The organism is Merdimmobilis hominis (assembly GCF_900104615.1).
Taxonomy (GTDB): Bacteria; Bacillota; Clostridia; order Oscillospirales; family Ruminococcaceae; genus Merdimmobilis; species Merdimmobilis hominis.
This window is the reverse complement of sequence record NZ_LT629939.1, coordinates 725,850-748,759: the sequence shown is the minus strand read 5'-3', so window position 1 is coordinate 748,759 and position 22,910 is coordinate 725,850. Positions and strand designations below refer to the sequence as shown.

Below are 22,910 nucleotides of genomic sequence, written 5' to 3'. Positions count from 1 at the left end.
CCCCACGGTGAAGCGGCCGGGGCTGGGGGCGGGCATCCTCACCCGCTATCTGCTGGAGAGGTGTTCCACCGTCCCCGAGGCGGTGGAGGAATTGGGCCGGCTGACCATTTCCTCCAATCAGACCCTCACCTTGGCGGACCGGGCCGGTCGGATGGCGGTGGTGGAGTGCAACTGCCAGGGGATGGAGGTTCTGGAACCGGAACCTGGAACGGATTTTGTAGTTGCCACCAACAGCTTCCACGGGGTGGGGATGAAGCGGTACAACCCCGCCTTGGAGGACACTGTCTTTTCCGGACTGCGGTACCAGGTTGCCAAGAAGGCCCTAGACGATCGGTGGGGGGAGCCGGTGGCCTTTGCCCAAGAGCTGCTGGCGGGGAAGTTCGGCTTTCTCTGCCAATACGACCGCTCCAAGGGGATGGACACCGTCTGGTCGTCCATTTATTGCCTGTCCTCCCCGGGGGAAATCTACCGGTGCGAGGGGAACCCCTCCCGCCAATCCTTTGAACGGGATTGCCGGCTGAAATTTTAAACGCGCAAGAGAGTCCCACGGCCCTGGCTCTCTACGCTTGAATTAGCCCCTCTGCCGGGGTTACAGCCGCCGGATCACCTTGGCGGGCACCCCGGCGACGATGCAGCCCGCCGGGACGTCTTTGGTAACCACCGCGCCGGAGGCGATCACCGCATTGCTGCCGACGGTGACCCCGGGGTTGAGGATGGCCCCGGCCCCCACCCAGACGTTGTCCCCGATAAAGACCGGCTTGCCAAACTCCAGCCCCGCCCTGCGCTGAGCCGGGTCCAGGGGGTGGGCGGCGGTCAGAACCATGGCCCCGGGGCCGAAGAGGCAATCGTCCCCGATTTCAATGGGGCAGACATCCAGAAACACACAGTTGTGGTTGGCGTAAAACCGGTGGCCCACCCGGATGTTGCAGCCGTAATCGCAATGGAAGTCCGGCTCCACCCAGGGGTCGTCTCCACAGCGGCCCAAAAGCTCCTGGAGGAGGGATTGGCGCTCCCCACCATCCAGGGTGTGGTTGAGCTGGTGGCACAGCTCTTTGGCCCGGCGGCGCAGTTCCGCCAGTTCCGGGTCTGCGGCATCATACATCTCCCCAGCCATCATCTTTTCCCATTGAGTCATAGAACAACCTTCCCTTCTGCCGGTTGCTCCCGGCACAGATCAAACAGTTTTATGCTTCATCCTACCAGGCGGGAGACATAAGTGCAAGGGGTTACAGCCGCAGGATGTTGCCCTCCTGCGCCCCTTGGGTCAGGTTGCGGGTATCCAGCACCAGCCGGGCTTTTCGGGCGATCTGCTCGGGGTCGAAGGCGCTGTGGGCGGTGAGGATGACCGCGGCGTCCGTCTCCTCCAGCAGCTGGTCGGTGAGGGGGACACAGGGCAGGCGACGGCCATCCAAGGGGATGGAATCGAAAAAGGGATCACAGACGGTGACGTCTGCCCCCAACTGGATTAGGCAGCGGATCACCGAGAGGGCAGGGGATTCCCGCAGATCCCCAATATCTGCTTTGTAAGCCGCCCCTAGCGCTAGGATTTTAGAGCCGTTGACCGGTTTTCGATAGAGGTTGAGGGCACAGGTCAACCGATCGACCACATAGGCGGGCATGGAGCGGTTGACCTCGCCGGCGGCCTCAATTAAGCTGGCGGAGCAGCCGTACTGTTTGGCCTTCCAAGAGAGATAAAAGGGGTCGATGGGGATGCAGTGCCCCCCCAGCCCTGGGCCGGGATAAAAGGGCATAAACCCGTAGGGTTTGGTGGCTGCGGCGTCGATGACCTCCCACACGGGGATGCCCATTTTGTGGCAGATAACCGCCATCTCATTGGCCAGAGCGATGTTGACGCAGCGGAAGGTGTTCTCCAAAATCTTCTCCATCTCTGCCACCTTGGGGGAGGAGACGGGGATTACCGGCGCATCCAGCGCTTTTTGGTAGAGGGCACAGGCCAAACGGGTGCAGTGGGGGGTGCAGCCCCCCACGATTTTCGGGGTGTTCCCAGTGCGGTAAACCTGGTTTCCTGGGTCCACCCGCTCGGGGGAGAAGGCGAGAAAGAAATCCGCCCCCACCACAAATCCCCGGTCGGTGAAGAGGGGCGCCACCACCTCCTGGGTGGTGCCAGGGTAGGTGGTGCTCTCCAAAATGACCAGCATGCCGGGGTGGGCGTACTGGGCGATGGTCCCGGCCGAGTTCTTGACATAGGAAATATCCGGCTGGCGGTAGGCGTCCAATGGGGTAGGGACGCAGATGATGGCGCAGTCGCAGCCCCCCAGCCTGGAAAAATCACAGGTGGCGGTCAGCTTGTCCCGCACCTCTCGCAGGGCACAGGAGGGCACGTCGCCGATATAACTGTCGCAGGCGTTGACCCGGTCAGCCCGCTCCTGCTGCAAGTCAAACCCCAGCACCTGGTACCCAGCCTTGGCCAGATTTACTGCCAGGGGAAGGCCCACGTACCCCAAGCCCACAACGGCGCAGACCGCTCTGCCCCCGGTGATTTTTTCCATCAGCTGTTCTGTCATCATAGGATAACCCCTCCACGCAAAAAAATGCCACGGGCGAAAAACCCATGGCATTAGTGTGAGCATTTTTTAGCCGCCTATTCCAGTTTTTGCCGGCAGATGGGGAATTATTCCGCCGCCAAACTGGAGAGATAGGTGGAGGCGTTGACCGCGGCCACCGCGCCGTCGCTGGCTGCGGTGACGATCTGACGGACCGCTTTGGTGCGGGTGTCCCCAGCCACAAAGACCCCGGGCAGGTTGGTGGCACAGTCCTCACCGGCCTTGACGTAGCCATTTTCCAGTTCCAGCTGGCCTTCCACCAGATGGTTGTCCGGGGCGAGGCCAACCGCCACAAACACCCCGCTGACGGGGATGGTCTCGGCGGCGCCGGTTTTCACGTTGGAGATGGAAAGCCCTTCCACTGTGCTCTCCCCGACGATCTCGGTGGGGATGGAATCGTAGTGGATGACGATGTTCTTGCGGGCGATGACCGCATCGGAGAGGATTTTGCTCCCCCGGAAGGAATCCCGCCGGTGGATCAGGTGGACCGTCTCGCAGTTGTTGGCTAAGAAGAGGGCGTCCTCCAAGGCCGTGTTGCCCCCGCCGACGATGGCGGTAACCTTGCCCCGGTAAAAAGCACCGTCGCAGGTGGCGCAGTAGGAGACGCCTTTTCCAGACAGGCGTTCCTCCCCAGGGACATCCAGCTTGCGGCGTTTGGCGCCGTTGGCTAAAATCACCGCTTTGGCCTCATAGAGGGTCTCTCCTGCCCAAACCTGTTTCACCGGCCCAGTCAGATCCACCTTGGTAGCCCCGGCAAACTCCACCTTGGCCCCTAGTTCCGTGGCCTGATTGTAAAGGTTCATCGAGAATTCCACCCCGTCGATCTTGCGGATTGCAGGGTAATTTTCCACTTCCGGGGTGGTGGCAACCTGGCCGCCGAAAACCAGTTCCTCCAGCACCGTGACAGTGTGCCCAGCCCGGGCGGCATAGATGGCGGCAGAAAGGCCGGCCGGCCCAGCGCCAATGACAATGAGATCCACCATAATGTCCATCCTCCTTTTTCTACTATTTTACTCCATATTAACCCCTTTGCATACGAATGTCAAGCAAATCCCCTAATGTGCCTAAAATCTCTTGTTAGTTTTCGGTGATAGCTCCAAAATATTCGGCCTTTAGGCAGTTTCGGTTTGACAGGAGCCCGGGATGGGAGTATAGTAAAAACAACTTAATTCAAAGGAAACGCGGTTTTCGCGCAGGGAGTTTACCACGATGATACAGCTTAGCTACACAACTGTACATTTTGTAGTATTTTTTGCTTGGGCCTACTTTTATGGCGCAGGCTATTTTTGCTGTCATCAAAAGCTCCCGGTTCCAGTGGCCCAATAGGGCAGTCGAAACGGAATCCAAGGGTCGGTGCTTGATGAACAGCACCGGCCCTTTTCTTTTTGCTTGGAGGATGTGTATGGAAGTCACCATTTCCCCCGGACGGTTGGCTGGCAAGGTCGCCGTACCCGGTTCCAAATCCATGGCCCACCGAGGGCTGATTGCCGCCGCATTGGCGGACGGTCCCAGCCGGATTCAAAACGCCACCCCTTCGGGGGATATCGAGGCCACTGTCCGCTGCCTAACCGCTTTGGGGGCAGAGATCCGGCGGGAGGGCGAGGACTTGGAAGTCACCCCGCTCCATAGGCGATGGCGGGAGCGGATCGTCCTCCCCTGTGGGGAGAGCGGCTCCACCCTCCGGTTCCTGCTGCCAGTGGCGGCGGCACTGGGCGCCCCGGCCCGGTTCACTGGGGAAGGGAGGCTCCCAGAGCGGCCCCTGGGCCCATTGGGGGAGACCCTCATCCGGGGCGGGGCGGAACTCTCCGGTTTCCAGCTGCCCCTGGAGCTTGCAGGGCGGCTTCGGCCGGGGGAATACCGGCTGCCGGGGGATGTCTCCTCCCAGTATGTCACCGGCCTGCTGCTGGCGCTCCCTCTATTGGAGGGGGATAGCTCCATCCGGTTGACCACGCCGCTGGAATCGGCCGGGTATGTCAGGATGACCCTACAGGTTCTCGCCCAATTTGGGATCCAGGTCTCCCCGGAGGAGGGGGGATGGCGCATCCTGGGAAACCAAATCTACCGCGCCGCTGATTTTGAGGTGGAGGGGGATTACTCGGCGGCGGCCCTCTTCCTCACAGCCAACGCCATCGGCTCCCAGGTGGAATGCCTGGGCCTCCGGGAGGATTCCACCCAGGGGGACCGTGCCATCCTCCGCCATTTGGAGACCATTCAATCCCTGGGAGGGGGTCGGGTGGAGATTGACCTCTCCCAGTGCCCGGATCTGGCCCCTGCCTTGGCGGTGGCTGCCGCCTACGCGGACGGGGAAACCGCCCTCACCCACGCCGGACGCCTCCGACTCAAGGAGAGCGACCGGCTGGCCGCCCTTTCGACCGTCCTCACCCAGATGGGGGCGGAAGTAGAGGAAGGCCCCGAAACGTTGACCATTCAAGGAAAGCCCGCCCTCGATGGCGGGGTCACCATAGAACCCTTCGGCGATCACCGCATCGCCATGGCGGCTTCCATTGCCGCTTTGGGGGCCAAAGCCCCCGTCACCATCCAGAACGCCCAATGCGTGGGCAAAAGCTACCCCCAATTCTTCCACCATATGAAGTTGTTAGGAGGCGTATGTCATGTCGTCAACCATCGGTAATTCCATCAAAGTCACCTTGTTCGGAGAATCCCACGGCGAGGCCGTCGGGGTTGTCATCGATTCCCTGCCAGCTGGTGAACCCATCGACCTGGGGGAACTGGAAGCCTTCCTCGCCCGCCGCGCCCCGGGGGGACGGTATGCCTCCCAGCGCAAGGAGAGGGACATCCCCCACATCCTGTCCGGCTTGGTAGATGGGATCACCTGCGGCTCCCCCCTCTGCGCTGTCTTTGAAAACGGCGACACCCAGTCGGAGGAGTATCTGAAAAACCGCTTCCTCCCCCGGCCCGGCCACGGGGACTACCCCAATTTCATCCGCCATGAGGGCTACAGCGACGTCCGGGGCGGCGGACATTCCTCCGCCCGGCTCACAGCCCCCCTAGCCTTGGCGGGAGGCATTGCCAAGCAGCTGCTGGAACGCCGGGGCATCCAGGTCCAGGCCCGGCTGCTGTCGGTGGGCGGGGTGAAGGACATCCCCCTAGACCCAGTGCGGCCCGACTGCCAAGCGCTCCAAGCCGCTTCGGAGAGGGAGATCCCCGCCCTGACCCAGGAGGCCGCCGGCCGGATGGCCGCCCTTATCGAAGAGGTCCGGGGGGAAGGGGATTCCATCGGCGGCGTGGTGGAGTGCTGTGTCACCGGCCTGCCCGCCGGCCTGGGTGCTCCCATCTTCGACGGGGTGGAAAATGAGATCAGCCGGATGGTGTTCGGCATCCCGGCGGTGCGGGGCATCCAGTTTGGGGCGGGGTTTGACGCCGCAGGGATGCGGGGCAGCCAGCACAACGACCCCTTCTGCATCGACGAGACCGGGGAAGTCCGCACCGAGACCAACCGCCACGGCGGAGTCCTGGGCGGCATGACCTCCGGCATGCCTCTCCTGTTCCAGGCGGCCTTTAAGCCCACCCCCTCCATCGCCATGGAACAGAAGACGGTGGACCTCCTCACCCGCACCGAGACCACCATCCAGATCAAAGGCCGCCACGACCCCTGCGTGGCCCTGCGGGCGGTCCCCTGCGTGGAAGCGGCCGCAGCCCTTGCAATTCTCTCCTTAATCGGGTAGGATAGAAGTATTCCCATATCAATAAGGAGAGACCTGCCATGGATTTGAATGAGCTACGCCTTCAGATTGACGACATTGATTCCCAGATCCTCGCCCTGTTCCTCCGCCGGATGGAAGTGGTGGAGCAGGTGGTGGATTACAAACAGAAAAACAACCTCCCGGTGTTCCACCCAGAGCGGGAGGCGGCGATTTTAGAAAAGATGGCCTCCCGGGCCCCCGCCCACCTGAAAGAGGGCACACGGGAGCTGTACGCCACCCTGATGAAGGTGAGCAAAGACCGGCAGTACCAGCTGCTGGGGATGGAGCCTCCGAAAGAAGGATAGCGGGAGGCTGTCCTTTGTGGAGAATGGCTTATCGGCAGAATAAGGAGCTTTTATGCTGGGCTTAAAAAGGGGAAAGGTGGAATTGCTCCCCCACCAAGAGGAGTGGGCAACAAAAGCCGGGGATACCGCGGCGGAGCTGTGGCAGATTCTAGGGGATGCGGCCGTTGATATTCAGCACGTTGGCAGCACGTCTATCCCCGCTATCTGTGCAAAGCCTATACTGGATCTTGTAGTGGGCGTCCGGGATTTAAAAGATGTGCTCCCCTACCGGGGCGCTTTGGAACAGTGCGGCGTGGTGTTCCGGGGGGAGGATGCCCCTGGGCAGCTGTTGTTTGTCATGGGGGATTTTGAGAAGGACCTGCGCACCCACCACATCCACGTTGTACAATGGGGCGGAGAGGCGTGGGAGAATTATGTCAATTTCCGGGATTATCTCACCTGCTTTCCTCAAAAAGCATGGCAATATGACCGCTGCAAGAAGGAATTGGCTGCGGAGTTTTCGGATAATCGAAACGGCTATACGGCGGGGAAGCAGGAGCTGATCCGCCTGTTGCTGCAAGAGGCCCACACTTGGCGAGCGGGGCAAAGGGATCAAGGGAAAAATGAACCCTGTTGAGGCCCATTTGGAAAAAGAAAAGGGGATACCCTTGCCAAATTCGCCAAAAAGCGTGTATACTATTTTGTATGAAATGGGATACGCGCTTTTTTGCGCCCAAAATTCGGGAAACCATGTAAAAAGGGAGAATTGCGCTTTGAATCGAAATTGGATGGCGGCGTTTTTGGCCGCGCTGCTGCTGACAACCTTTGTGGGCTGCAACAAACGGGAGGGCGGGGAAGCCTCGGGCAGCGTGCCTGGCTTCCAGGATGGAGAGTACACCGCAAGCTGGGAGGACCCTGCCGGGAATTCCGGCTCCATCAAACTGACGGTGGAGAAGGGCAACCCCACCGTGGCGGAATACGTCCCGCCCCAGGGGGCGCCTGCCTCTTTCCAGGAGACAATGAAGCAGGAACTGCTGGAGGCCCGGGCCCGTTCCGGCGACACCAGCCACTACCGCCTGCCGCTATACAGCCCCGGCACCTATACCGTCCGGGCTGAGAAGCCGGAGGAGGACTACGCTGAATACCTTATCCTCACCGCCACCGAGGACACCCTCACAGTGGTGGAGTTTGACGGCAAAAATAAGGCGGGAGAGCTGAAATCCGCCGACCAAGCCCTCAGTGAGGAGATGCGGACTGCTAAACTGTATGGGCCCAATGTCTTCCTGCCGGCTATTGTCAAAAATTTTGAGGAGGCCGGGAGCCTGGAGAAAATGGACGGGGTGACTGGGGCCACCAAGTCCCTGGAGAATTTTAAAACCCTGTATGCCACGGCGGAGAAAAATGCAAAATTCCGCTTGGCCCAGGAGGAGACCATCGGCCAGTATGTAGACGGCACCTACCGGGCGGAGATGCGGGACTTTGACCACGGCTGGAAGGATTATGTGATCCTCTCCATCCAGGACAACGTGGTCACCATCGAGGAGTTTGACGCAGTGGACGAAAAGGGCCAAAAGAAGAGCGAGGATAAAAACTTTCAGGATACGATGATCCGCGCCAACAAGCGGGCGGGCCTACCGGAGACCTATCCCCAAAAGTACAACCCGGAAATCCTCGCCTTGTTCGAAGACGCGGGGAAGAACGTGGTGGCTATGGACAATGTGGCTGGGGCAACGGTGAGCACCAACCATTTTAAGCTGCTGGCCGGGGGGATTTTATCCTATAGTGCCCGGGTGGGGGATACAGAGACCTTGGTGGTTGACCCCTTGTAAACAGGAAATACAACAGCAAAAAAGCCGCCGGACAGTTCCGGCGGCTTTTTGAGTCAGCTTATAAGGGGGGTTATTCCCCATCCTCCAGGTCAGCGAGGCCCAGGGCTTCATAGGTTTGGGCGTCGATGAAGTCGTTCACCTCCGGGTAGAAGGCAAAGGCAGGGGAAGGGGAAGCGAACACCTTGTCCAGCAGCGGTTCCATCCGCAGCATCTCCCGCAAGGGGAAGAGGGCGGCGTTGTTGGGGTCGTTAAGGTACTCCTCGTCCTCATCGCCGTAGAAGAGCTGCCAGCCGCTGTCCACCTCGTTGACCGGCTCGCCCCGTGTCACCCAGTTGATCTCCCCCTGTTCCAGGGCCTTGCGGGTGATGATGCACATCAGCTCCCGGTCATAGGAGGGGTTCCCCCGGAAGATGTCGGCCACATTTGCCACTTCAAAGGCGATGGGGTCGCCCAGCTTGATCTCCTCAATGAAGTGGGGTTCGTTGGCGAGAATGCCGCCCAGGCGGTCTTCCTCCCGCGCGGTGACCTTCACCCACATCCGCTCGGCGCGGCAGCCCTCAGCGGTCTCCTGAGGCAGGACAAATACCAGCTGCACCAGGCTCTCCGGGCCGATGGCATCCAGATCCGCCTGGCAGGGTACGGGGAAGTGGCGGGGGTCGGCTTGGTGGCGCTCTTGGGCGTTTTCTAAGATAAATGTTTCGTACATAGTGCGGCACCTCAATTTCTTATGTTGGCTATCCAGTAGTATAGCATTTTCGGAGATGGGCTGCAACCGGGGGCGGCCGGAACCCAGGGGGAAAGGGAAAAAGGAGCGGTTTTGCCCGCTCCTTTTTGGCTTTTTACAGCTTTGGAAGCTCCACCTTTTCAAACTCGGCGATGAACTCGCACAGGTATTTGCCGGTGGCATCCAGCATCTCATTTCCCCAGGCGGCGGTGGCATCCCGGGGATCATCGGGGCCATACCAGCCGCTTTCGGTGACGCTCTGGAAATGGCGGGGGATGATCACATCCACCCCTTTGAACCGGACGGTCTTGACGCTGGAAACCGGCAGGTTCTCGCTCAAGTCGTTGGGGACAAGGGGCATGTAGTCCTCCATATGGACATACTTTTCATCAATGGCCAGCATGGCTGCGGTCTCCTCGCCGCCGCCATGGCCGCCTTTCCAGGCAGGGTTCAGTTCCCCGGCGATCTGCCACCAATTGAAGAGGGCAGAAATGCCGCCGTTGTCCTCAATTTCCAGCCCCAGCTTGTTGAGCACCACATCGTTGCCGCCGTGGCCGTTTAAAAAGACAAATTTGCGGATGCCATACTCATATAGGGCCCAGACGATTTTGCTCATCACCAGGTAAAGCCCTTCCTCCCCCAGGCTGATGGTGCCGGGGAAACCCTGGTGGTGGTTGGCCACGCCGTAGGGCACGCCGGGCAGGATGAGGACATCCAATTCCCGCTCCACCCATTCGGTGAGCTTTTTGGGGATGAGGTAATCGGTGCCCAAAGCCAGTTGGGAGCCGTGGTTTTCAATGCTGCCCACAGGGATGACGGCGATGTCCTTCCGCTCAAAGTACCGCTCTGCCTGTTTCCAGCTGATTTCTTCCAAGCGCATGATGGAAAACCTCCTAACATTTCTCGTTGACGGCTTACAGCCCGAAATAGCTCTTTGCCTTGATCTCTTTGTCCAGCATCATCACCTTGCCCTGGGCGAAGAGAGAGTCGATGTCCAGCTTGTTGTCCAAGAGGAGGACATCGGCGTCGCTGCCCTCTAAAAGGGCACCCTTGCGGGGATAGATCTCCAAACCTTTGGCCACATTCTCGGTGACCAGCTTGAGGGCGGTGGTCATGTCCACCCCCTGCTCGGTGATCAGCGCCTTGATGGAGCCGTAGAGGGTGTCCATCTTGCCCACACCCATGCCGATCAGTTCGTTTTTCTCATTCCAGATGGGCATGCTGCCGTTGGAGTCGGAGCTGAGGGTGATTTTATCCAGGGGGGCCAGCTCCAGGGCCTTGGCCAGGGTTTTGGCCACTTCCGAAGTCTCCACCCCGGAGGTGAAGTCTATGTTGCCGCCCATCTTTGCAAAGGCGATGGCGTCGTCAAAACAGTTAGCCACGTGGGTGGGGCGGAAGTGCTTGATGGGCACGTTGCTCTCCTCCACTACGGCCATCACGTCCTGGAGGCCGCCTTTGCCCTTGCCGGTGTGCATGTGAAGCACGCCGGGTTTGCCGCCAATGAGGCTGCCCAAGCGGACCTGGGTGGCCAGGCGGAGCAGCTCCTGCCGGGTGACGTGGGAGGAGCGGTGGTCGCTGATGGCCAGTTTGCAGCCGATGACCTCGTTGATATAGGCGATGTCCTTATCCACCCGGCCGGTGAGGGTGGGGGAGGGGTACTCGTAGGCGCCGGTGAGGCAGTAGGTGGTGATGCCCTCCTCGTTGAGGCCCTTGGCCTTGGCAACCAGGTTCTCCACCGAGCGGGTGAAGGAATCAGTGCCCAAGAGGCCCACGATGGTGGTGACACCGCTTTGGATGATGTCGCCCAGGCACAGTTCGGTGACCCGGCTCTTCATGCCGCTTTCCCCGCCGCCGCCGGTGATGTGGACATGCTGGTCCATCAGGCCGGGGACCGCTTTTTTACCTGCGGCGTTGATGATCTCCATCCCTTCATAGGTGAAGTCGATGTGGGGGGCGATTTTTAAAATTTTGTCTCCGGCGATCAAAATATCGTTGATGCCGATGTGTTCCGGGGTGTAGACATCTGCGCCGCGAATGAGTTTAAACATGGTATTACTCCTTCTTTCCCTCTGTTTTTAATGCTCAGGACGCCAAATTCCTGTTGATTTCACAACACCATTTTAGTACAATTGATGAGGGATGTAAAGCACACTCAAGAATTTTTTCCTCCAAAAATGGGCCGAATTGCAAATTTATTCTGAAAAAACGCAGGAAATATTGCAAAAAAGTATGCGGTGTGCTACCATGAAGCTACCAACCAAAGATCTTGCGCCATCCAGCGCAAACTTGACAACAAAAAGAAAGGGAGTAACCATTATGCTGCTGAAACAATTGATGGAAGTCTACGACATTCTGGACGACAGCAAGGCCAGCGCCGAAGGAGTCGCCGCCTACCTGCGGGGTATCCGCGCCGACGCCAACATCGAGATCAAAGAGCTCTCCACCGAAAAGGGGAGCACCAAGATGATTAAAATCCGCATCCCCGGTACAAACGGCAAGTCGGTGGGCGGAACCGCCCCCACCATCGGCCTGTTGGGCCGCCTGGGCGGACTGGGCGCACGGCCTGAGATGACCGGCTTTGTCTCTGACGGCGACGGCGCCTTGGTGGCCCTCACCCTGGCAGCTAAAATTTTGGATATGCAGAACAAGGGCGACACCTTGGAAGGGGATGTCTTCATCTCCACCCACGTCTGCCCCGACGCCCCCACCCAGCCCCATATCCCCGTCCCCTTTATGGGCTCCCCGGTCAACATGGCCATGGTGAACAAAGAAGAAGTCACCGAGGAGCTGGACGCCATCTTGGTCGTGGACACCACCAAGGGCAACCGGATCATCAACAAGCGTGGCTTCGCCATTTCCCCCACCGTCAAGGAGGGCTACATCCTGCGCACCAGTGAGGCCCTGTTGGATATCATGCAGATCACCACCGGCGAGCTACCTGCCGTTTTTGCCATCACCACCCAGGACATCACCCCCTACGGAAATGACCTGTACCACCTGAACAGCATCCTGCAGCCCTCCACTGCCACTAAGGCGCCGGTTGTAGGTGTGGCCATCACCGCCGAGACCGCCGTCCCCGGCTGTGCTACCGGCGCTTGCCACTTCACCGACTGCGAGGAGGCCGCCCGCTTTATGCTGGAGGTCGCCAAATCCTTCGGCAAGGGCCAGTGCGCCTTCTATGACGAGAAGGAGTACGCCCTCATCCAGAAATTGTATGGCTCCATGAGCCACATCCAGACCCTGGGCAACCGGGACTAAACCATATTGCCCTCCCCGGGGTGCGCCCTGGGGAGGGCTTCTTCCGTTTCCCCTGGGGGGAAGCATTTACTGGAAAAAAGGAGGATACACCCCATGGAAAAGGTTAAAATCGGGGCCATCACGGTGGGCCAGTCCCCCCGGGTGGATGTGACCCCTGACCTGTGGCCAATTTTCGGCCCCAATGTGGAACTGATCGAAGCCGGAGGCCTGGACGGACTGAGCCGGGAGGAAATTGAAACCTTTGTCCCCGAGGAAGGGGACTATGTGCTGGTTTCCCGCCTTAAGGATGGAAGCAGCGTCACCTTTGCGGAGCGGTATGTGCTGCCCCGCTTGCAGCAGTGCATCGACAGGCTGGAGGAGGAAGGGGTCCGGCTCATCCTCTTCTTCTGCACCGGGGATTTCCCCGACAACTTCCGCCACAAGGTTCCGCTGATCTTCCCCAACCAGATCCTCTTCGGGCTGGTGCCGGTCCTCTGCGCCGGCAAGCTGGCTGCTGTGACCCCTTCCGAAAAGCAGCTGGAGCAGTCCCAGAAGAAGTGGGGCGGTTACGGCTTGGAGGTCAAGTCTTACGCCGCTTCCCCCTATGGGGAGATGGAGGCGGTGGAGGCAGCGGCCCGGGAGATTGCCAAAACTGATGCCGACCTGGTTCTTTTGGACTGCATTGGCTACACCGCTGAAATGAAGCGGATGGTGGCAAAAATCACCGGCAAAAACGTCATCCTCTCCCGGACCATCCTGGCCCGGGCGGTGATGGAGCTTTTGGATTATTAACAACGGAGGGACAACCCCATGAATTTGATTGAAAACGCAAAATCCATCCTTCTCTCCTCCATGGCGGCCAAGCCAGGGGAGAATGTACTGGTCGTCACCGACGACAGCAAGTTGGAAATCGGCAACGCCATCTACCTGGCGGCCAAGGAACTGGGCTGCGAGGCCATGCTCATGGTGATGGGGGAGCGATCGGTCTCCGGTGAGGAGCCCCCGGCGGCGGTAGCTGCCGCCATGGCCGCGGCGGACATCGTCCTCTGTCCCACCGCCAAATCCCTGACCCACACCAACGCCCGCATCAATGCGGTGAAACAGGGCGCCCGCATCGCCACCATGCCAAACATCACCAAGGAGATGTTTGAGAAAGGGGCTATGACCGCCGACTACACCCGGGTGGAGGCGCTGACTGCCGCTGTCACAGAGCTGCTGACCAAGGCATCCACCGCCCGCATCGTCAAAGAGGGGTGCGAACTGACCCTGGACCTGCGGGGCCGCGACGGCGTGCCCAGCCCCGGCGTCTACAAAGAGCCGGGCAAGAGCGGCAACCTCCCCTCCGGCGAAGGGTATATCGCCCCGGTGGAGAACGGCTCCAACGGCGAGATGATTATCGACGGCTCCATGGTGGGTATGGGCACCCTGAAAAAGCCCCTCAAGGTCACCGTCAAAGACGGCAAGCTGACCAAGATCGAAGGGGATGAGGAGGGCAAGCTGGATATCCTCCTGAAGAATGAACGCAACGCCACTTTGGGGGAGCTGGGCATCGGCACCAACGAGAAAGCCATCCTCTGCGGCATCATCCTGGAGGATGAAAAGGTCTACGGCACCGTCCACATCGCCTTTGGCACCAACACCTCTTTTGGGGGCACCAACAAGGCGGACTGCCACATGGACGGCATTATCCTCAAGCCGGACCTCTACCTGGACGACCAGCAGATCATCAAAAACGGGGAGTTTTTGCTTCAATATTAAAAAGGAATACCCCAGCCCCGGAGAAGCTACTCCGGGGCTTTTTCCATAATAGAGAAAATAGATCTATAATTGTGGAATAGTTCTATGGAATGTGTCTATATATTCTGTTATACTGATGTTACCAGAAAACAGAATATGCCGAGGGAAGCACCTTCGGCGACATAGAAAGGAGAGCATCTCAAATGAACGGGACAATTGCGTACCAGGCCATTGAAAAGAACCGGGCCATGCTGGAGGGCATCGCCAAAAAGATGTGGGAAAAACCGGAGGGGCCATACCGGGAGTTCAATGCCTGCCAATGGATTTCCACCGCCCTCAAAGAGGCGGGCTTTGACGTGGAGATCGGCGCAGGCGGCGTCCCCACTGCCATCAAGGCCACCTGGGGCAGCGGCCATCCAGTCATCGGCATCTTGGGTGAATTGGACGCCCTGCCCGGCATGAGCCAGAAGCTGGTCACCCACAAGGAAGCGGCGGTCCCCGGCGACTATGGCCAGGGCTGCGGCCACAACCTGCTGGGTGTGGGCGCATTGGGCGGCGCTCTGGGCCTGAAAGCGGAGATGGAGGAGCGCAAACTTCCTGGTACAGTGGTTTATTACGGCTGCCCAGCTGAGGAAGTTCTAACCGGAAAATCCTTTATGGCCCGGGGCCATGCCTTTGACGGTCTGGACCTGTGCGTGGACTTCCACCCCGGCACCACCAACGCGGTGCGCACCGGTAAAAACACCGCCCTCAATTCGGCGATCTTCCACTTTAAAGGCAGAACCGCCCACGCCGGCGGCGACCCCCACAACGGTCGCTCCGCTTTGGACGCGGTGGAACTGATGAACGTGGGAGCCAACTACTTGCGGGAACACGTCACCAGTGATGTTCGGATTCACTACATCATCCTGGAGGGAGGCACTGCCCCCAACATCGTCCCCGACAAGGCCAGTTCCAAATACTTTGTACGCGCCCTGACCCGGGATGCGGTGGTGGATGTGTACGACCGGTTGGTCAAGGTGGCCAAAGGCGCTGCCATGATGACCGAGACTGAACTGGAAATCGAGTTCCTGGGCGGCTGCTACAACCGGCTGTGCAACATGGAGCTCTCCAAAGTCCTGTACGACTGCCTGGCTGAGGCCCCCAAAGAGGCGTTTACCCAAGAGGAAAAGGATTTTGCCCACGCCCTCAACCAGACGATGCCCGAGCTGTATGAGCAGCTGCGCACCAAGGCTTACGCCCCCGAGGGGACCGACCTTCATGAGGGGCTGCTCCCCATCGAGCCTGTCGACGGCTACGGCTCCAGCGATGTGGGCGATGTGCAGCACATTGTGCCTGGAGGCTCCTTCTCCACCGCCTGCTTTGCCATCGGCGCCCCCGGCCACAGCTGGCAGAATTCTGCCTGCTCCGGCCACTCCTTGGGCCTCCGCGGCATGATCTATGCCTCCCGGGTCATTGCCCTGTTCGGCCTCAAGGTCATAGAGAACCCCGACATCGTTGAGAAGGCCAAAGCGGAATTTGTCAAGGAGACCGGCGGCAAGCCGTATATCTGCCCCATCCCCGAAGAACTGCCGATCCCGTAAACCGGTTACAGATCACATAGCGAAGACCCCGCCTGAGCATCTCAGGCGGGGTCTTTTTCATGGGACAAGGCTGTAGATATAGCAACCACGGCCCTTTCCCTGGATGGCCGTGGATAAAGATACACGACGGGGACCCACCCCAAAGAAAAACCGCCCGGGGAATCCCCTCGGGCGGTGGGTTTACCAATCTTCCAGGTGGTCTTCTGGCCCCAGGCCGGGGCGGGGGAGGGGCTCGTAGCGGCTGTTCTCCGGCCCATTGGGATATTGCCTGTGGGTTTTGTTCCCACCAGGGGCGGAAATGGGCTTCATGTTGTCAAAGCTGCGGTAGAACTCCCGGGGATCTACCCGTTTGAGCTGTTCCAGAGCAGCGGCCAGGGCCTCCGGCTTGTGGATGGAATCCCGATAGATCCGGCAGAGGAAATACCAGCAGTCCCCCTCCTCTGGGTTGAGGGCGACTGCCCTTTGAAAGGCTTCCTCCGCCTCTGCAAACCGGGAGAGGCGGAAATAGGAGTACCCCATCCGGTACCACCAGACCCAGTCCTCCCGTCCCTCATCTGCAATGCTCTCTAACAGGGCAAGGCCCTCTTCATAGCGGGCCAGGTTGTTGTAAGCCCGGGCCAGGTACCCGGTGATCTGGTAGGTGCGCTCCTCCTGGGGGAGCTGCAGGATGGCGTCTACAATCTTCTGGTGCTGGTCGGCCTCGTGCCACTGGGAAATTTGTTCCAGCAAGGGTTCCATGGCGGGTCGTCTCCTCCTTTCCAAAATGGGAAAACTGCCTGGGGGAATCATCCCCCGAACGGGATGGAGCAAAGGCTATTTCATCATGACGGCGCGGTCGATGGCGTCGATGAGAGTGGCGCGGATATTGCCATCCTCCAGGGCGCGGACGCCGCGGATGGTGCTGCCGGCCGGCGAGCAGACATTGTCCTTCAGCTTGCCGGGGTGTAGGCCGCTCTCCGCCAGCATCTTGCCGGAGCCCAGCACCATCTGGCTGACCAGGGTGTAAGCCATATCCCGGGGCAGGCCGTGGAAGACGGCGCCGTCGGCCAGAGCTTCCATAATCACATAGAGGAAGGCGGGGCCGCAGCCGCTCAAGGTGCCGCCCACATTCATCAGGCTGGTTTTCACTGGAAGAAGTTTACCAATGCTTTCAAAAAGGCCCTTGGTGAATTCCAGTTCTTCGGGGGCGAGGTTGTTGGTTTCCTCCAAAAGGGCCATCCCCTCGCCCACCATGCAGGGGGTATTGGGCATGACAAAGGCCACCCGGGTCTCTTGGGGGAGGATTTCCCGGTATTTTTCATAGGTCCAGCCCAGGGCGATGGAGATGATGGCTTTGCCTTTGAAAGCGTCGTAATGCTCCTTGACAACTTCTTCGATGTTGTAGGGCTTGACTGCCATCAGCACAATATCCGATTGGGCCACCAGCTCTTCCGCAGTGGAAGCGGGGTGGATGCCGGTCTCTCGACCCATGGCCTCCACTTTTTTCTGATCAATGTCGTAGGCGTAGACCTGCTCCGCATGCAGGTAGCCCGCTTTGAGGGCGCCCAGCAGGATAGCGGAAGCCATGTTGCCCATGCCGATAAATCCAAGTCTTTTCATAGGGTGTTCTCCTCCCAATTTTGTGTTGCCGCAGGGCCGTCCGTAGGGGGCAGAACGCCCCAGGAATCTGCATTCCTCAAAAGGCCGGCCCAATGGATTGTACCTGCAATTATAGCATGGGGAAGAGGAAAGTACAATCCAAGCCCCACAGAAATCCCCTAAGCGGTTTGTTGAGAGGCGAACAATAGTTTCTGAAAATAATGACGAATCTTTGTTCACATCGTCCATTGAAAACCGAACGCACGTTCTGATATACTGAGAACACAGGGAACGAACATATGATCGAACGCGCGGTGGCCCGCTGGCGGGAGGAGGAATTGGAATGAGAAAAACCTGGATACACTTTTGGAAAGATACCCTTTTTTTGGTGTGCCTCCTGCTGGCGCTGGGATCCGCAGGCGGGTTTGAGACCGGCGCTTTCTCCCTGGGGAGATGGATTGCCTACACGGTGGGATTTGTCCTCCTTGCAGGCTGCTGCCTCCTCAGTAATCCGGGACAAAAACAGCCCCGCAGGGCCCGGAATGTGGTCCCTCTTTCTGGAAAGCACACCCCTCACCGGCCTACTGCCGCGTAGGAGGGCACCTATCTTTCCTACAGCAGTCCACCGGAATTCCGGTTGCTATATTTGAGGATGAAAGTGGGAACCCTCTTTTGGCGCAGTGTTTTGAGCAGACCCAGTTCACACTTGGTGAGCTGTTGGAGAGGCGGGGAGGAGTTTCTTCCTGTGAATGATCCAAATCCGCTGGATGCTAAAGCCGCCAATGGGAAAGGGAAACAGCAGGAGGACAGCAAAATGGCCGCCCTTGTTGGGCGGCCACAGGATATTGGGAATTATGGTTTGGGAAGATCATCGAGGATGGACTGCATCTGGGTGATCTCTTCTTGTTGGGCGTCTACAATGTTTTGGGCCAGCTTTTTGACTGCTTCATCTTCGGTGTGAACCAGGATGGCATTGGACATGTCCACCGCCATCTGGTGGTGGAGCATCATCCCCCGGGCAAAAGCTTCGTCTAAGCTGTCGCCGTCTGTGTGCACCGCATGAGAGGACAGCATCAGTTTGTTGTATGCATCCAGATAAGCGGATTCCTGCTCTTCATCTTTGACCGCGGTGGTCTCACGCTCCTGAATCATGGCCTTCATCTCATCGATCTCCGCTTTTTGAGCGGTGATGATCGACTCGGCTAGAGGTTTTAATTCCGGATGGGAACCGCCGTTGTTCAGATAGCTTTCGGCCATGGAAATGGCAGATGCGTGGTGAGGGATCATACCCGCGAGGAAGTCGACAGCAGCACTCCCCGAATGTTGAATGTTCCCCATGTCATCCATCATGGTGGACATGATAGTGTTTTGCTCGTCCAAGTAGGCTTGGAGGCTGGGGTCCGAATGGGAGCTCCCATGATCCATCTGGCTGTGATCCATCTGCCCGGCGCTGCCGCTGGCGTTAGGGGAGGCTGGGGAACACGCCCTCCAAATCAAAACCACAAGGATAAGGGCCGCCAAACCGGCAATGGCCCAATACCAATTTTTTTGCTTCATAATATCTCTCCTGTTCCAGCATTTCAGCTAGTTGTATCCCCATTAGAATCTGTATATCTCAACTTTTTATACCTAAAAAAGCAGACAGCTTTATGAAAGGAAGATAGAGGGATCCACTAGCTTTTACCAGAGCCCATGCCGCGGCGGTGCTGGAATACCCAGGAATTTTCTTCCAGAAACGAAAGTCCAACTCCGACACCAAGACCATCTCTCTCCAAGAGCTTGGGGAGATGCTGCGGCAGTACGGGGTTTATCACATCATCCTGAAATAAAAAAAGCCCCTGGTTCTCCTAAGAAGGAGGATCAGGGGCTGTACTTTTTAGCCTGTGATTAAGCCATACGGGCTACTGCCCAGTAGCCAATTGCTGGGTCGGCCAGTAACATCAACATTTTTTCAAATACAGGTTAGGTAAAAGACGACTTTTAGAGACGAAAAACCCGCTTAAACAAACTGTTTAAGCGGGTTTTCTTTGGCGGAACGGTTAAAATCGATATTTTCGGCTTTGAGACTATTCGAAGAAATGCAACCCAACGGCCCTTCTGGGCCAGCGGCGCGTTTGCGCCGTGGAAGCGTTTTGCCGTAGGCAAAACCTTGGCGCAGGGGCAATTCATTTGCCCCGAGTATTTAAATCACCGGAACCCAAAAAGAAAGACACGCTTTTAGCGTGTCTTTCTTTTTGGTGCGAGAGAAGGGACTTGAACCCTCACGGTAGTTACTCCGCCAGCACCTCAAGCTGGTGCGTCTGCCGATTCCGCCACCCTCGCATATTCACAGATACTACCTGCAAATGCAAGGATTATTATAGCATCGCAGAGAATACTTGTCAAGGGATAGCGCATAAAATTTTAAGGCATCACCAGTCATTTCCCAAGCGCCTTCTTCGGCCCCCGCCCCATAATATAAAGTGGTGGGGAAACGCTGGGCGTTCCCACAAAATTCCGCTGGGAGAGGATAACTGAGCAATCACTATTGGTATAATAAAAGAGAACATATCTTCTGTGGAAAACGATTTTCCTTATAAAAATCGGGGAAATTGGATTTTATGTGGAAAACTCTGTGGAAAGTGTTTATAACTTTTTGTATAATGGAGGGATTCACTCCAGATTTCCAAAGAATTGTAAAATATTTGTGTTTATAGTTTGGCCCCTTTGAAAAATTCCGGAAATATGGTAAAATAGCCAAAGAGCCACCCCCTTCATCGGGAAGGGAGATCGTGCCCTTTTTTCATTGGCACGCCGGGCCTGGTTTCAGGCGGCAGTCCAGTGGAACATCCAAATACAGGAATCCCTGGGGAATCTTTTTTAAACGGCGCCGATTTGGCGGGCGGGTCTGGAATAGAAACCACAGGGGGACGGATAAAAGGAGCAGGTATGACAAAACGAGATACGGATAAAATTTATCGGAGGCGCAGGGGAAGCCCGGCGCTTCTCGCATTGATTGTGCTGTTGGTTTTGACTGCGGCTTCGGCGCTCATCGCCTTGGCTTGGCAGGGGATTCAGGGGACCGACCCGCCCCAAAATTTAGTGGTCCGCTTGGAGGACCGCTCTTCTTCTCAGGAGGAAAGTTCCTCCTCTGAGCAGCCGCCCTCCTCTCAGGAATCTCCGTCTGAGCCAGAGGAACCCCAGGGCCTTATGGGAGCGGTGCCGGAGAGCCCCCGGGTGCGCAGCGATTACTTTGACGATGCCATGTTTGTGGGGGATTCCATCACCACCGGCATCGAGCTATACGAGGTGATGTCCAATGCCACTGTAGTGGCAGCCACTGGTATCAATCTGGACAATATCATGACTAAAAAGGTCATTGAGCTAGAGGGGCAGGAGCTGACAATCCCCGAGGCCATGACCCATTACCATCCTAAGAAGATCTACATTATGCTGGGGGCCAACGGCGTGGGAGGTTTGACGGCGGAGCAGACAGCGTCCTACTATGCCAACTTTGTCGACTTGGTTAAGAGCCAGCACCCGGGCGCCATCATCTATGTCCAGTCGATCCTGCCCATCAACGAGGCAAAGTTCGCCCAGAAGTACAATGGGGCGATGACCAACGCCAAAATCGACGAGACCAATGCAGCTATTTTACAGATGGCCCAGGAAAAACAGGTGTATTACCTCAACGTGGCCGAAGCCTTTAAGGATGAAACCGGCGGCTTGCCCGCCAGCGCCACCCCCGATGGGCTTCATTTTGGGACAGAGAGCTATACCAAATGGTTCGATTATCTGAAAACACATACAGTAACGGAGGAATAACGGCTATGAAAAAACTGTTGACCATCACCATGGCGGCCCTGCTGGCGGCGGCATTGTTGCTTACCGGCTGCGGCAAGAGCGAAAAGACCGATATTGACATGGAGGCCACCATGAAAGCCATGATGGATGCCACCGAAGTGGAGGACGAGATGAAGAAGATGGAGGGGGAAGTAGTCGGCAACTTCTACAACATCGACGACAGCGCTGTGGACAGCTATCTCATCTACTCCAGCGCATCCGGCGCCACCGCAGAGGAATTCGCCATCTTTAAGGCAAAGGATGCCAAAGGGGTGGAGACCATTAAAACCATGCTGGATAAACGGGTGGAAGACCTAGGCAAGCGGTTTGAACAGTATATCCCCGCGGAGATGGCCAAAGTTCAGAACGCGGTGATCACTGAAAACGGCAACTATGTGCTCTTTGTCTGTGCGGGAGATCCCTCCCAAGCGGAGGCGGCCTTCGACAAAGCCTTCCAGTAAAATAGAGTGGAGAGGCTCCTTCCCTTGCGGCAATGGGAAGGAGTTTGCCCAGCGGATACATATTCCAATGGGGGTGGCAGCCCCCAGGCGGAGACCGTAGAGGAGGGATCGGTTGTGATAGCAGAGTGCTGGACGGTGATTTTGGTGATCTTGCTGGTGGTGGGGGTGTACCTTCACCGGGGCAAAAACCGGCTTGCCATGGCGGTCCTCCCCCTGGTACTGGTGCCTTTGGCCCATGTGATCGGGGCGCCGGTGTCGGTGTGGGTAGAGGATGTCTTCCCCGGCGATTCCGCTTTTTTGCAGATTGCCATTGATGTGGCGGCACTGGTGGTGGCCAACATGATTTTCGGCGCATTCTCCCGGGGATACCAAGGCAAGGGGAGCCGGCGGGCCTACATGGTTCTGTGCGCCGGGTTCACCGTCTTGTTCTCCTGGGTGCTGATCTTCAACACCTGGCCGCGCTGATGGAGAAATGATAGGAACCGGGATGGCAAGTCTGCCGTCCCGGTTTTGTTTTTCCTTCAGTTCTGATAAATCTGATAAACAGGATGCCCGCACTTCATGGATTGGTGAAACCTATGAAGAGAGGGATATGGATTTGGGGAAATTGCCAAAATCTGTCGAAGTATAAGAAAAAATTTAAGGTTTATCCATAAAAAGCCCTTGCAGAATCTACTTTTTTTTCATATGATAAAGAAAAAGGAGGAGTCAACATGTTAAAATCAATCCTGTCCGTATTGGGGAAAACGCTCTTTGCCATTGCTGCTCCTGTCCTGGTGGTTTGGATGCTGGTGGCGCGGCAAAAAGAAAAAACCATGGGGGCCCAGCGGCCCATTTATCGGTAAAAGGATAGCCAACCTGACAAAAACCAAAAGCCCAGCCGGGACTTCCCGGCTGGGCTTTTTTGCGGGTCCCCTCCAGGGGGGAAACACCTTTTAGTGGGTGTGGCAGGCTTCGCACTCCCCGATTTCCCCAACAATGGGGGTGGGGTCGATGCCCTGGCGCTGGTAGTAGTCGGCAATGGCTGCTTTAATGGCCTGTTCCGCCAAAACGGAACAGTGGATCTTTGCCGGCGGCAGACCATCCAAAGCTTCTACTACCGCCTTATTGCTCAGTTTAAGGGCGTCGTCAATGGACTGGCCCTTGACCATCTCGGTGGCCATAGAGCTGGTGGCAATAGCCGCGCCGCAGCCAAAGGTTTTAAACTTCACATCCTCGATGACGCCGCCGTTTACCTTAATGTACATTTTCATAATATCGCCGCATTTGGCGTTGCCCACCTGGCCGATGCCGTTGGCGTCGGCCAGCTCCCCCACGTTGCGGGGGTTGGAAAAATGGTCCAAAACTTTCTCGGAATACATATGGTCACAATCCTTTCTGAAACAAA

The 22,910-nt window shown here is 57.7% G+C and carries 24 protein-coding genes and 1 tRNA gene; 14 read left to right on the top strand and 11 right to left on the bottom strand.

The window, feature by feature from the left end:
• A partial coding sequence (locus BQ5353_RS03640; protein ID WP_233424495.1) for a carcinine hydrolase/isopenicillin-N N-acyltransferase family protein occupies nucleotides 1-529 on the top strand: 529 nt, incomplete at its 5' end.
• Nucleotides 530-589: 60 nt separating this feature from the next.
• Here the strand turns inward: BQ5353_RS03640 and BQ5353_RS03635 are convergent.
• The 3 genes from BQ5353_RS03635 to BQ5353_RS03625 all read right to left on the bottom strand — a co-directional run bounded on the left by BQ5353_RS03635 (nucleotide 590) and on the right by BQ5353_RS03625 (nucleotide 3,547).
• Entirely contained in the window at nucleotides 590-1,135 is a 546-nt protein-coding gene (locus BQ5353_RS03635) for a sugar O-acetyltransferase (RefSeq protein ID WP_054330721.1), read from the bottom strand.
• A 91-nt stretch (nucleotides 1,136-1,226) separates the two neighbouring features.
• Nucleotides 1,227-2,528 carry a nucleotide sugar dehydrogenase gene (locus BQ5353_RS03630; protein WP_071427330.1) on the bottom strand — a complete coding sequence of 434 codons (1,302 nt, stop codon included), beginning with the start codon at nucleotides 2,526-2,528 and terminating at the stop codon, nucleotides 1,227-1,229.
• Between the two features lie 104 nt (nucleotides 2,529-2,632).
• Nucleotides 2,633-3,547, bottom strand: coding sequence for an NAD(P)/FAD-dependent oxidoreductase (locus tag BQ5353_RS03625; protein WP_054330722.1), 915 nt, complete (start codon nucleotides 3,545-3,547; stop codon nucleotides 2,633-2,635).
• A 419-nt stretch (nucleotides 3,548-3,966) separates the two neighbouring features.
• On the opposite strand from BQ5353_RS03625, the gene aroA reads away from it, so the two are divergent.
• The 5 genes from aroA (at nucleotide 3,967) to BQ5353_RS03600 (ending at nucleotide 8,381) form a co-directional block, all read left to right on the top strand.
• On the top strand, nucleotides 3,967-5,196 hold the full coding sequence (gene aroA / locus BQ5353_RS03620; RefSeq protein ID WP_054330723.1) for a 3-phosphoshikimate 1-carboxyvinyltransferase: 1,230 nt from the start codon (nucleotides 3,967-3,969) through the stop codon (nucleotides 5,194-5,196).
• Nucleotides 5,177-6,250: a chorismate synthase gene (gene aroC, locus BQ5353_RS03615; RefSeq protein WP_071427329.1), complete on the top strand. Its 1,074-nt coding sequence runs from the start codon at nucleotides 5,177-5,179 to the stop codon at nucleotides 6,248-6,250. The genes aroA and aroC overlap by 20 nt, the downstream gene beginning before the upstream one ends.
• A 38-nt stretch (nucleotides 6,251-6,288) precedes the next feature.
• Entirely contained in the window at nucleotides 6,289-6,573 is a 285-nt protein-coding gene (locus BQ5353_RS03610; protein WP_054330724.1) for a chorismate mutase, read from the top strand.
• Nucleotides 6,574-6,625: 52 nt separating this feature from the next.
• Nucleotides 6,626-7,189 (top strand): GrpB family protein, encoded by a 564-nt coding sequence (locus BQ5353_RS03605; protein ID WP_071427328.1) that lies wholly within the window; start codon nucleotides 6,626-6,628, stop codon nucleotides 7,187-7,189.
• A gap of 136 nt (nucleotides 7,190-7,325) precedes the next feature.
• A complete protein-coding gene (locus BQ5353_RS03600; RefSeq protein WP_143117149.1) occupies nucleotides 7,326-8,381 on the top strand; it encodes a hypothetical protein in 1,056 nt (351 codons plus the stop codon).
• A gap of 70 nt (nucleotides 8,382-8,451) precedes the next feature.
• Here BQ5353_RS03600 and BQ5353_RS03595 read toward each other — a convergent pair whose 3' ends face one another.
• The 3 genes from BQ5353_RS03595 to iadA form a co-directional block, all read right to left on the bottom strand.
• A complete protein-coding gene (locus tag BQ5353_RS03595) occupies nucleotides 8,452-9,087 on the bottom strand; it encodes an immunity protein Imm33 domain-containing protein (RefSeq protein ID WP_054330726.1) in 636 nt (211 codons plus the stop codon).
• A gap of 133 nt (nucleotides 9,088-9,220) precedes the next feature.
• Nucleotides 9,221-9,985, bottom strand: coding sequence for a creatininase family protein (locus tag BQ5353_RS03590; protein WP_054330727.1), 765 nt, complete (start codon nucleotides 9,983-9,985; stop codon nucleotides 9,221-9,223).
• Between the two features lie 34 nt (nucleotides 9,986-10,019).
• A complete protein-coding gene (gene iadA / locus BQ5353_RS03585; RefSeq protein WP_071427327.1) occupies nucleotides 10,020-11,153 on the bottom strand; it encodes a beta-aspartyl-peptidase in 1,134 nt (377 codons plus the stop codon).
• 268 nt (nucleotides 11,154-11,421) lie between these two features.
• Here iadA and BQ5353_RS03580 point away from each other — a divergent pair, with 268 nt between their 5' ends.
• The 4 genes from BQ5353_RS03580 to BQ5353_RS03565 all read left to right on the top strand — a co-directional run bounded on the left by BQ5353_RS03580 (nucleotide 11,422) and on the right by BQ5353_RS03565 (nucleotide 15,662).
• Nucleotides 11,422-12,363 carry a DUF1177 domain-containing protein gene (locus tag BQ5353_RS03580; RefSeq protein ID WP_071427326.1) on the top strand — a complete coding sequence of 314 codons (942 nt, stop codon included), beginning with the start codon at nucleotides 11,422-11,424 and terminating at the stop codon, nucleotides 12,361-12,363.
• Between the two features lie 93 nt (nucleotides 12,364-12,456).
• A complete protein-coding gene (locus BQ5353_RS03575) occupies nucleotides 12,457-13,134 on the top strand; it encodes an AroM family protein (protein ID WP_071427325.1) in 678 nt (225 codons plus the stop codon).
• A gap of 18 nt (nucleotides 13,135-13,152) precedes the next feature.
• Nucleotides 13,153-14,100 carry an aminopeptidase gene (locus BQ5353_RS03570; protein WP_054330730.1) on the top strand — a complete coding sequence of 316 codons (948 nt, stop codon included), beginning with the start codon at nucleotides 13,153-13,155 and terminating at the stop codon, nucleotides 14,098-14,100.
• Between the two features lie 182 nt (nucleotides 14,101-14,282).
• Nucleotides 14,283-15,662 carry an amidohydrolase gene (locus tag BQ5353_RS03565; protein WP_071427324.1) on the top strand — a complete coding sequence of 460 codons (1,380 nt, stop codon included), beginning with the start codon at nucleotides 14,283-14,285 and terminating at the stop codon, nucleotides 15,660-15,662.
• Nucleotides 15,663-15,842: 180 nt separating this feature from the next.
• Here BQ5353_RS03565 and BQ5353_RS03560 read toward each other — a convergent pair whose 3' ends face one another.
• The 4 genes from BQ5353_RS03560 to BQ5353_RS03540 all read right to left on the bottom strand — a co-directional run bounded on the left by BQ5353_RS03560 (nucleotide 15,843) and on the right by BQ5353_RS03540 (nucleotide 19,562).
• Entirely contained in the window at nucleotides 15,843-16,400 is a 558-nt protein-coding gene (locus BQ5353_RS03560) for a tetratricopeptide repeat protein (protein ID WP_054330731.1), read from the bottom strand.
• A 75-nt stretch (nucleotides 16,401-16,475) separates the two neighbouring features.
• The gene (gene proC / locus BQ5353_RS03555) at nucleotides 16,476-17,261 is read right to left on the bottom strand and encodes a pyrroline-5-carboxylate reductase (RefSeq protein WP_054330732.1); all 786 of its coding nucleotides are present in this window, start codon (nucleotides 17,259-17,261) and stop codon (nucleotides 16,476-16,478) included.
• Between the two features lie 831 nt (nucleotides 17,262-18,092).
• Entirely contained in the window at nucleotides 18,093-18,797 is a 705-nt protein-coding gene (locus BQ5353_RS03545; protein ID WP_083386371.1) for a DUF305 domain-containing protein, read from the bottom strand.
• A gap of 678 nt (nucleotides 18,798-19,475) precedes the next feature.
• Nucleotides 19,476-19,562: transfer RNA gene (locus BQ5353_RS03540), tRNA-Leu, on the bottom strand.
• A 606-nt stretch (nucleotides 19,563-20,168) separates the two neighbouring features.
• Here BQ5353_RS03540 and BQ5353_RS03535 point away from each other — a divergent pair.
• From BQ5353_RS03535 to BQ5353_RS13380, 4 genes are all read left to right on the top strand, one after another.
• The gene (locus BQ5353_RS03535) at nucleotides 20,169-21,044 is read left to right on the top strand and encodes a GDSL-type esterase/lipase family protein (RefSeq protein WP_082398542.1); all 876 of its coding nucleotides are present in this window, start codon (nucleotides 20,169-20,171) and stop codon (nucleotides 21,042-21,044) included.
• A gap of 5 nt (nucleotides 21,045-21,049) precedes the next feature.
• The gene (locus BQ5353_RS03530) at nucleotides 21,050-21,523 is read left to right on the top strand and encodes a DUF4358 domain-containing protein (RefSeq protein ID WP_054330736.1); all 474 of its coding nucleotides are present in this window, start codon (nucleotides 21,050-21,052) and stop codon (nucleotides 21,521-21,523) included.
• Between the two features lie 114 nt (nucleotides 21,524-21,637).
• A complete protein-coding gene (locus tag BQ5353_RS03525) occupies nucleotides 21,638-21,988 on the top strand; it encodes a hypothetical protein (RefSeq protein ID WP_071427322.1) in 351 nt (116 codons plus the stop codon).
• Nucleotides 21,989-22,236: 248 nt separating this feature from the next.
• A complete protein-coding gene (locus BQ5353_RS13380; RefSeq protein WP_267888274.1) occupies nucleotides 22,237-22,368 on the top strand; it encodes a hypothetical protein in 132 nt (43 codons plus the stop codon).
• 90 nt (nucleotides 22,369-22,458) lie between these two features.
• On the opposite strand, the gene nifU is transcribed toward BQ5353_RS13380, so the two are convergent.
• The gene (gene nifU, locus BQ5353_RS03520; RefSeq protein WP_054330738.1) at nucleotides 22,459-22,884 is read right to left on the bottom strand and encodes a Fe-S cluster assembly scaffold protein NifU; all 426 of its coding nucleotides are present in this window, start codon (nucleotides 22,882-22,884) and stop codon (nucleotides 22,459-22,461) included.
• Nucleotides 22,885-22,910 lie beyond the last annotated feature (26 nt).

Bases quoted from the DNA above. Each gene is read 5' to 3' on its own strand.
- BQ5353_RS03635 (WP_054330721.1), bottom strand. From the start codon at position 1,135: ATGACTCAATGGGAAAAGATGATGGCTGGGGAGATGTATGATGCCGCA.
- BQ5353_RS03630 (WP_071427330.1), bottom strand. From the start codon at position 2,528: ATGATGACAGAACAGCTGATGGAAAAAATCACCGGGGGCAGAGCGGTC.
- BQ5353_RS03625 (WP_054330722.1), bottom strand. From the start codon at position 3,547: ATGGTGGATCTCATTGTCATTGGCGCTGGGCCGGCCGGCCTTTCTGCC.
- aroA (WP_054330723.1), top strand. From the start codon at position 3,967: ATGGAAGTCACCATTTCCCCCGGACGGTTGGCTGGCAAGGTCGCCGTA.
- aroC (WP_071427329.1), top strand. From the start codon at position 5,177: ATGTCGTCAACCATCGGTAATTCCATCAAAGTCACCTTGTTCGGAGAA.
- BQ5353_RS03610 (WP_054330724.1), top strand. From the start codon at position 6,289: ATGGATTTGAATGAGCTACGCCTTCAGATTGACGACATTGATTCCCAG.
- BQ5353_RS03605 (WP_071427328.1), top strand. From the start codon at position 6,626: ATGCTGGGCTTAAAAAGGGGAAAGGTGGAATTGCTCCCCCACCAAGAG.
- BQ5353_RS03595 (WP_054330726.1), bottom strand. From the start codon at position 9,087: ATGTACGAAACATTTATCTTAGAAAACGCCCAAGAGCGCCACCAAGCC.
- BQ5353_RS03590 (WP_054330727.1), bottom strand. From the start codon at position 9,985: ATGCGCTTGGAAGAAATCAGCTGGAAACAGGCAGAGCGGTACTTTGAG.
- iadA (WP_071427327.1), bottom strand. From the start codon at position 11,153: ATGTTTAAACTCATTCGCGGCGCAGATGTCTACACCCCGGAACACATC.
- BQ5353_RS03580 (WP_071427326.1), top strand. From the start codon at position 11,422: ATGCTGCTGAAACAATTGATGGAAGTCTACGACATTCTGGACGACAGC.
- BQ5353_RS03575 (WP_071427325.1), top strand. From the start codon at position 12,457: ATGGAAAAGGTTAAAATCGGGGCCATCACGGTGGGCCAGTCCCCCCGG.
- BQ5353_RS03570 (WP_054330730.1), top strand. From the start codon at position 13,153: ATGAATTTGATTGAAAACGCAAAATCCATCCTTCTCTCCTCCATGGCG.
- BQ5353_RS03565 (WP_071427324.1), top strand. From the start codon at position 14,283: ATGAACGGGACAATTGCGTACCAGGCCATTGAAAAGAACCGGGCCATG.
- BQ5353_RS03560 (WP_054330731.1), bottom strand. From the start codon at position 16,400: ATGGAACCCTTGCTGGAACAAATTTCCCAGTGGCACGAGGCCGACCAG.
- proC (WP_054330732.1), bottom strand. From the start codon at position 17,261: ATGAAAAGACTTGGATTTATCGGCATGGGCAACATGGCTTCCGCTATC.
- BQ5353_RS03545 (WP_083386371.1), bottom strand. From the start codon at position 18,797: ATGAAGCAAAAAAATTGGTATTGGGCCATTGCCGGTTTGGCGGCCCTT.
- BQ5353_RS03535 (WP_082398542.1), top strand. From the start codon at position 20,169: ATGACAAAACGAGATACGGATAAAATTTATCGGAGGCGCAGGGGAAGC.
- BQ5353_RS03530 (WP_054330736.1), top strand. From the start codon at position 21,050: ATGAAAAAACTGTTGACCATCACCATGGCGGCCCTGCTGGCGGCGGCA.
- BQ5353_RS13380 (WP_267888274.1), top strand. From the start codon at position 22,237: ATGTTAAAATCAATCCTGTCCGTATTGGGGAAAACGCTCTTTGCCATT.
- nifU (WP_054330738.1), bottom strand. From the start codon at position 22,884: ATGTATTCCGAGAAAGTTTTGGACCATTTTTCCAACCCCCGCAACGTG.